General features: G+C 63.5%; 6 protein-coding genes and 2 pseudogenes. 3 read left to right on the top strand and 5 right to left on the bottom strand.

The features are described 5' to 3' along the window. Window positions 1-214 (top strand): annotated as a pseudogene (locus EN994_RS12365) (homoserine kinase); the annotation flags it as partial. Between the two features lie 4 nt (window positions 215-218). Further along, the gene (gene rnhA, locus EN994_RS12360; protein ID WP_027164143.1) at window positions 219-737 is read left to right on the top strand and encodes a ribonuclease HI; all 519 of its coding nucleotides are present in this window, start codon (window positions 219-221) and stop codon (window positions 735-737) included. 133 nt (window positions 738-870) lie between these two features. On the opposite strand, the gene EN994_RS12350 is transcribed toward rnhA, so the two are convergent. From EN994_RS12350 to EN994_RS36845, 3 genes and pseudogenes are all read right to left on the bottom strand, one after another. After that, window positions 871-1,347: a DUF2938 domain-containing protein gene (locus EN994_RS12350; RefSeq protein WP_013532768.1), complete on the bottom strand. Its 477-nt coding sequence runs from the start codon at window positions 1,345-1,347 to the stop codon at window positions 871-873. Window positions 1,348-1,419: 72 nt separating this feature from the next. Beyond that, window positions 1,420-1,902 (bottom strand): peroxiredoxin, encoded by a 483-nt coding sequence (locus EN994_RS12345; RefSeq protein WP_027164142.1) that lies wholly within the window; start codon window positions 1,900-1,902, stop codon window positions 1,420-1,422. A gap of 87 nt (window positions 1,903-1,989) precedes the next feature. Continuing rightward, window positions 1,990-2,793 (bottom strand): annotated as a pseudogene (locus tag EN994_RS36845) (protein-disulfide reductase DsbD domain-containing protein); the annotation flags it as partial. 170 nt (window positions 2,794-2,963) lie between these two features. On the opposite strand from EN994_RS36845, the gene EN994_RS12335 reads away from it, so the two are divergent. Next, a complete protein-coding gene (locus tag EN994_RS12335) occupies window positions 2,964-3,572 on the top strand; it encodes a YqgE/AlgH family protein (RefSeq protein ID WP_013532765.1) in 609 nt (202 codons plus the stop codon). 5 nt (window positions 3,573-3,577) lie between these two features. On the opposite strand, the gene EN994_RS12330 is transcribed toward EN994_RS12335, so the two are convergent. Together EN994_RS12330 and EN994_RS12325 are read right to left on the bottom strand one after the other, a co-directional pair. Next, window positions 3,578-6,466: an EAL domain-containing protein gene (locus tag EN994_RS12330; protein ID WP_063167686.1), complete on the bottom strand. Its 2,889-nt coding sequence runs from the start codon at window positions 6,464-6,466 to the stop codon at window positions 3,578-3,580. Window positions 6,467-6,469: 3 nt separating this feature from the next. Then, on the bottom strand, window positions 6,470-7,012 hold a 543-nt coding region (locus EN994_RS12325; RefSeq protein WP_245466015.1), incomplete at its 5' end, for a GNAT family protein.

Below are 7,012 nucleotides of genomic sequence, written 5' to 3'. Positions count from 1 at the left end.
CTACAAGAGCGTCCGGCCCCTGAGCGACCAGGAAAAGGCTGCGCTGCCGATGCTGGCGCGCGGTTCGGCGTTGCGCTTCATGCTGACCCGGCTATACGACTGGCTGACCGTCCCCGATGGCGGGCTGGTGATGAAACGCGATCCGACCGAATACATCAGAAGGATGCGGTTCCACCGGGCGATCAAATCTCCTTCGGAATATGGATTGGCCTGATATCATGAGCAAACAGGTTGAGATCTTCACCGACGGCGCTTGTTCGGGCAATCCCGGCCCTGGCGGCTGGGGCGCGATCCTGCGCTTCAACGGCACCACCAAGGAGCTTTCCGGCGGTGAGGCCGAGACGACCAACAACCGGATGGAACTGTTGGCCGCTATCTCGGCGCTGAACGCGCTGAAGGAACCGTGCACGGTCGAGCTTCACACCGACAGCAAATACGTCATGGACGGCATTTCCAAGTGGATCCACGGCTGGAAGAAGAACGGCTGGAAGACCGCCGACAAGAAGCCTGTCAAGAACGGTGAACTCTGGCAGGCGCTCGACGAGGCCAACAAGCGCCACAAGGTCACCTGGAACTGGGTCAAGGGCCATGACGGCCATGTCGAGAACGAGCGCGCCGACGAACTCGCGCGCGAAGGCATGGCGCCGTTCAAGAAAGGCCCGTTCAAGCCTGCAGCAGCGCCAAAGCCTGCTGCGCCGGCAATCGCGAAGGTGCGGCGCTCGACCCAGAGCTATTGAATTTCAGGAGCGGCGCGGCTCGGGTACGAAGAAGCAGATCAGCCAGCGGGCGGCGGCAACTACTACGATATCGGCGCGCATTCCGTTGTCTACGGCTGGCAGCCGATCGACAGGCCGACACAGCCGTAAGCGCTTATCGTATCAGCAGCGCCGTGCCCCAAAGCCCAAGTGCGAACACCGTATGCGACACCAGGTTCAGCGCCCGGATCCGCATCGGGTTGGGCCGCTTCGAGGCGGCCCAGCCGGCGCCCATGCCGGGTGCCAGCAGGAACCAGCCGGCGCCGACGGTGACAATGCCGAGGATGAAGGCCGGCAGAAATGTCGGCGCGGCAAGCCAGCCCGCTCCGGCCAGCACCACCAGGATGATGCCGTAGATGATGCCGACAAAATAGTGAAAGGCCCAACCCAGCGCCTTTTCATGCGCGTATGGTGCTGTATCGCCGATATCGTCGTGAAAGACCTTGTCACGGAGATGCCAGACCCAGCGGCCGACCGGCCCCCAGTTCGGCCGTGGCTGGCCGAACGCCTTGTGCAGGAAGATGGCCCAGAGATCCATCAGCACGGTGGCGCCGACGCCGATCGCGATAGCGCGCCAGAAGATGTCAAACATCGCTAGGATCCCCCCAAAGCAAGCCATGAACCACAAGCGCCATCGCCGTTGCGGCCGAAGGCGCACTGAAGTTCAGAGCTGTCCCAGAATATGGGCCGCGCCGGACTCGTCGACACCGGGCTTGGTCTCGACATTGAGCGCGGTGACCTTGCCGTCGTCGACGATCATCGAAAATCGTTTCGAACGCAGCCCCATGCCGCTGGCGGAAAGGTCATTGTCGAGGCCCACTGCCTTGGCGAAATCGCCACTGCCGTCGGCCAGGAACAGGATCTTGCCCTCGCCGCCGGTGAAGCGCGCCCAGGCGCCCATGACATGGACGTCATTGACCGAGACGACGGCGATGGTGTCGACGCCGCGCGCCAGGATGGCGTCATGGTTCTCGAGATAGCCGGGCAAGTGGTTGTTGCTGCAGGTCGGCGTGAAGGCGCCGGGAACTCCAAACAGAACGACCTTTTTGCCCGGGAATATCTCGGCCCCGGTGATCGGCTTGGCGCCGTCGTCGGTCATCGTCTTGAAGGTCACGTCAGGCAGCTTGTCGCCAACGGAAATGGTCATGGATTCCTCGCTTGGGAAATGGGGAAGGACGTGTCTTTGCGTAGCGAACCCAACGGCTTCCTGCAACCGTTGCGATGGGCTGGATAAAGGGAAAGGCAGAACCCCTTCGACAGCGCCCGCCGCACTCGTCAGCGTATAGTGAAGCCCGCCATCAGTCGGCGTCGTCGAGGGGCGGTCGAGGATCGGCACGGTGAAAATCAGCTTGCCGTCCTTTTCGCTGCGGGCCGGGGTGCCGAACATGTAGTCCTGCTCGCCGGCAACGAAGAAATCCGCCGCCGCCGGATCGCCGGGAAAGCTCGCCTCGACAATCAGCGTCTCATGGTCGCCCGGCAGCACATTGATGCCGAAATCGGACCTCGCGGGCGCAGGCAGTGCCGTAAAACTCGCCTTCACCAGCGCCGCGTCCTCGGCATTGTCCGGATCGGAGGCGGGGTCGACGGTCAGCCGCGTCTGCACCGGAATGCAGATCGTTTCGCAGATGCCGAGAAAGATGTCGGCATCGATCACCGCCGGCTGGTTCGGCGTCGCCAGCGTGAATGTCACCGGCAGAGAGACCGGATAGTTGTAGCCCGCCCATTTGCCATAGCCGTCGTCATGGCGCTGCGGCGCCGGAAACGACAGAGCGGCGTCGGCGACGTTGGTGCTGGCCGAAATGTCGAGTTGCGGCGGCACGCCCGCGTCTCCCGGATCGCGCCAATATGTCTTCCAGCCGGGCTTGAGCGCTATGTCGAGAACGCCCTGTATGCGGCCGGCATCGTCGGCTTTGCCTGATGTAACCAGCCGGACCTTGCCGCCTTCGCTGTTGTACCACGCCGACGAAGAGGCGGCGGCGGGAAGAGCGGTGGCCGATCCGATGCCGGCGCCGAGCAGCAGGATTTTCAAGCTTCGCATGGCGGTGATTTGATCGTCCGTTCGTGGCCGCGCAATGATTTCATGGCCTTGCCGGTATCATATTTGCGTGACTTCGAGGGAGAAGAATGTTCGAGCCGCCGCCACAGGCTTTGGTCGAATCCAGCACGGCGCATCTTTTCGGCGCTTTGGAAACGCGTTACGCTCCCTTCATGGACTTGTTGCGCCACAAGAAGACGGTCGCCAGTCGCGGCTTTCTCGACGATCAGTTCCTGATTGCCATGCCCGGCATGAAGGACGACCGTTTCACGCGCTCGGTCATCTATGTCTGCGCCCATTCCGATGAAGGCGCCATGGGCCTGATCATCAACCAGACGCAGCAGATGCTGTTTCCGGACTTGCTCGTGCAACTGGGCATCATGAACGAGCAGGAGGCAATCCGCTTGCCGGCTCAGGCCCGCGATTTCGTCGTGCGCAATGGCGGCCCCGTGGATCGCAGCCGGGGCTTCGTCCTGCATTCGGGCGACTATCGGGTGGAATCATCGCTGACCGTTTCCGACGACATCTGCCTGACGGCGACCGTCGACATATTGCGCGCCATATCGTCCGGCCGCGGGCCTCGTCATGCGCTGATGGCGCTCGGCTATTCCGGCTGGGGCGCGGGCCAATTGGAGACCGAGATCGCAGAAAATGGCTGGCTGACCTGTCCGGCCAGTGCCGAGCTTCTGTTCGACACCGATATCGAGCGCAAATACGACCGGATCCTCGCCTCGATCGGTATCGACCTTGCGCATCTCAGCCTCGCTGCCGGACACGCCTGATCCGTTTACGCTTGCGTCAGCGGATACTGCTCTTTCAGCGTCTTCAGCACCTGGTCGCCCGGCATCGGCGCGCCGAACATGAAGCTCTGGACATATTCGCAGCCCATCTGGCGCAGTTCCAGCGCGTCGCTCTCGTCCGAAATGCCCTCGGCGACGACGGACAGGCCGAGTTCATGCGCCATGTTGACCATCGATTTCAGCAGCACCGCGCGCTTGGGCGTGTTGTCGTCGACGAAGCTCTTGTCGATCTTGATGGTGTCGAAGGGGAAACGCGTCAGATAGGCCAATGACGAATAGCCGGTGCCGAAATCGTCCAGCGACAGGCCGATGCCGAGCTGCTTCAGCTTGGTCAGCACATGGGCGGTCTGCTCGGGATTGTCCATGACAAGCGATTCGGTGAGTTCGAGCCGGAAGCAGCGCGGCTTCAGGTTGGCCCGAGCGATGACCGAGCGGACGTCGCTGACCAGGTCGCGGCGGATCAACTGGCGGCTGGACAAATTCACCGAGACCGACAGCGGCGCGTCGCCGATCTGCTTTTGCCAGCTGGCGAGGTCTTCCGCCGCCTGCTGCATGGCAAACAGGCCGAGCTGCACGATCAGGCCGCAGCTTTCGGCGACCGGGATGAAATCCGCCGGCGGGATCATGCCGCGGCGCGGGTGGTCCCAGCGCAGCAGCGCCTCGAAGCCGGCGACGCTGCCGTCCTCGAGCCGGACGATCGGCTGGTAGGCAAGGGTGAATTCGCGCCGCTCGATGGCGCGGCGCAGGTCGGATTCGAACTGCAGCCTGTCGGTGCCGACAGTGCGGAAAGCCGGACGGAACGGCTCGATTCTGTCGCCGCCGAAGCGCTTGGCCTGATGCATGGCAAGCTCGGCATCCTTGACCATGTCCTCGGCCGACATCTGTGGCGAATTCCAGGTGATCAATCCGATCGAGGCGGTCAGCACGATCTCGCGCTTGGCAAAGGTGATCGGATTGTTGATGGCATGCTTGATGGCATCCGCCACGGCGGCGATGCGGGCCGGGTCCTGTTCGGACAACAGCATCAGCGCGAACTGGTCGCCGGCAAAGCGCGACAGCGAGTCCTTCGGCTTGAGCAGCCGGTGCAGGCGGCGCGCGATGGTCAAGAGGATGGTGTCGCCGGCCGAGATGCCGAGCCCGTCGTTGACCTGCTTGAAACGGTCGATGTCGATGACGAAGACGGTCGGGCGCACCTTCTCTTCGGTGCGCGCGATCGAGATGATCGCTTCCAGCCGGTTCATCAAAAGTTCGCGGTTCGGCAGGCCGGTCAGGTTGTCGTGCACGGCATCGTGCAGCAGCCTTTCCTCGGACTTTTTCTGCTCCGTCACGTCGACCATGGTGCCAACGCAGCGGATGACTTCGCCGTCGGATCCGATGACCGGGCGCGCACGCAGCGAGAACCAGTGATAGTGGCCGTCAGCGCCGCGCAGGCGGAAGTTCTGCGACACCCGGCCGCGCCGGTGCTCGAGCACGACGTCGAGCGTCGTGCGGAACGTGTCGCGGTCGTCGGCATGCAGCACCGGCAGCCAGTTACGCGCCGCACCGCCGAGGCTGTTCGGCGCCAGCCCGAGTTGGATGCTGACATCGGGCTTGGTGACGACGCGGTCGCGCAGCACGTCCCAGTCCCACACCGTGTCGCCCGATCCGGCCACGGCAAGCGCCTGCCGCTCCAGGTCGGAGAACAGGCCCTGATGCAGCGCGCCGCCGGCAAAGGCATGCTGCATGACGGTGAAGCCGATCAGCAGGATGATCAGGATCAGCCCGCCGCCCAGGGCCGGCTGGGCGATGTCGTTGTCGAGCATGCCGGTGATCGCCATCCACGACCCGCACAGCCACAACAGCACCATGACCCAACTGGGCACCAGCATGATCGCACGATCATAACCACGAATCCCGAGGAAGATGATCAGGCCAAGCCCCGTCAGTGCGGTGGCGGCGAAGGACAGCCTGGCGATGCCGGCGGCGACCGCGGGATCGACGATCGCAACGCCGGCGATCAGCACCAGCCCGAGGATCCAGACCAGTGCGCCATAACTGAAATGGCCGTGCCATCGGTTGAGGTTGAGATAGGCGAACAGGAACACCACGAAGGTTCCCGCCAGCGCCACCTCCGTTCCCGCCCGCCACATCTGCTCATTGCCGGGCGAGATCTCGATGACCTTGTTGAGGAAGCCGAAATCGACGCAGATATAGGCCAGTACCGCCCAGGCAAGCGCGGCGGTCGCGGGGAACATCGAGGTCCCCTTGACCACGAAAAGGATGGTCAGGAACAGCGCCAGCAGGCCCGCAATGCCGATGACGATGCCGCGAAACAGCGTGTAGGAATTGACCGAGTCCTTGTAGGATTCGGGATCCCAGAGGTAGACCTGCGGCAGCTTCGGCGAGGCCAGTTCGGCGATGAAGGTGATCACCGTGCCGGGGTTCAGCGTCACCCGGAAAACGTCGGCGTCGGGACTGGTCTGGCGGTCGAGCGCGAAGCCTTCGCTGGGCGTGATGGCAGCGATGCGGGTCGAGCCCAGATCCGGCCAGAAGATGCCGGAATTCACCAGGCGGAAATGCGGTGCGACGATCAGCCGGTCGAGCTGCTGGTCGGTGGTGTTGGCGAGCGCGAAGACAGCCCAGTCGCCGGTCGAACGGGCATCATTGGCCTCGACCTCGATGCGCCGCACGATGCCGTCCGGACCCGGCGCGGTCGACACCTGGAAATTCTCGCCCTGGTTGCGGTAGATCTCGACGGCGCCGGAAAGGTCGAGCGCGACGTCGTCGCGGGCGATCTTGATCGGCTCGACGGCGAAGGCCGACGATGCCGCCCACAGCGTCAGGAGTATCGCGAGGACAATGGCGAACAGCGGCCCGTTGCGCAGGAATTTCGTCAAAAATCAGTCCTTCGTTCCAACGCCCGGCGGATCGTCCGCGATCCGGGCGTAGAGGTAGTGGTCCTGCCAGATGCCGTTGATCCTGAGATAGGATCGCAGCAGTCCTTCGCGCCGAAATCCGGCTTTTTCAAGCACGCGGATCGACCTGATATTGTCGGGAATACAGGCCGCTTCGATCCGGTGCAACCTCAGCGTATCGAAGGCGAAGCGGGTCACCACCTTGACCGCGTCGGTCATCAGGCCGCGGCCGCCGAAGCGCTCGCCGATCCAGTAGCCGACATGGCCGCTTTGCGAGACGCCATGGCGTATGTTGCCGAGCGTGATGCCGCCGGCAAGCTTGCCGCTGCTCCTCTCGAAGATAAAGAAGGCGATAGCGGTTCCCTGAGCATAATCCTCGCGGTAGCGGCTGATGCGCAGCCGCCATGCGTTGCGGTCGAGTTCATCGGGAGTCCAGCGTGGCTCCCATGGTTCGAGGAAAGCGCGGCTTTCCCCGCGCACCGCCGCCCACTCGCGATAGTCGTTGGTGAACGGCACGCGCAGCGTGAC

The organism is Mesorhizobium sp. M7A.F.Ca.CA.002.09.1.1 (assembly GCF_003998555.1).
GTDB classification, from domain to species: domain Bacteria; phylum Pseudomonadota; class Alphaproteobacteria; order Rhizobiales; family Rhizobiaceae; genus Mesorhizobium; species Mesorhizobium ciceri.
This window is presented reverse-complemented; position numbering and strand designations above follow the sequence as displayed.

Bases quoted from the DNA above. Each gene is read 5' to 3' on its own strand.
- rnhA (WP_027164143.1), top strand. From the start codon at position 219: ATGAGCAAACAGGTTGAGATCTTCACCGACGGCGCTTGTTCGGGCAAT.
- EN994_RS12350 (WP_013532768.1), bottom strand. From the start codon at position 1,347: ATGTTTGACATCTTCTGGCGCGCTATCGCGATCGGCGTCGGCGCCACC.
- EN994_RS12345 (WP_027164142.1), bottom strand. From the start codon at position 1,902: ATGACCATTTCCGTTGGCGACAAGCTGCCTGACGTGACCTTCAAGACG.
- EN994_RS12335 (WP_013532765.1), top strand. From the start codon at position 2,964: ATGGACTTGTTGCGCCACAAGAAGACGGTCGCCAGTCGCGGCTTTCTC.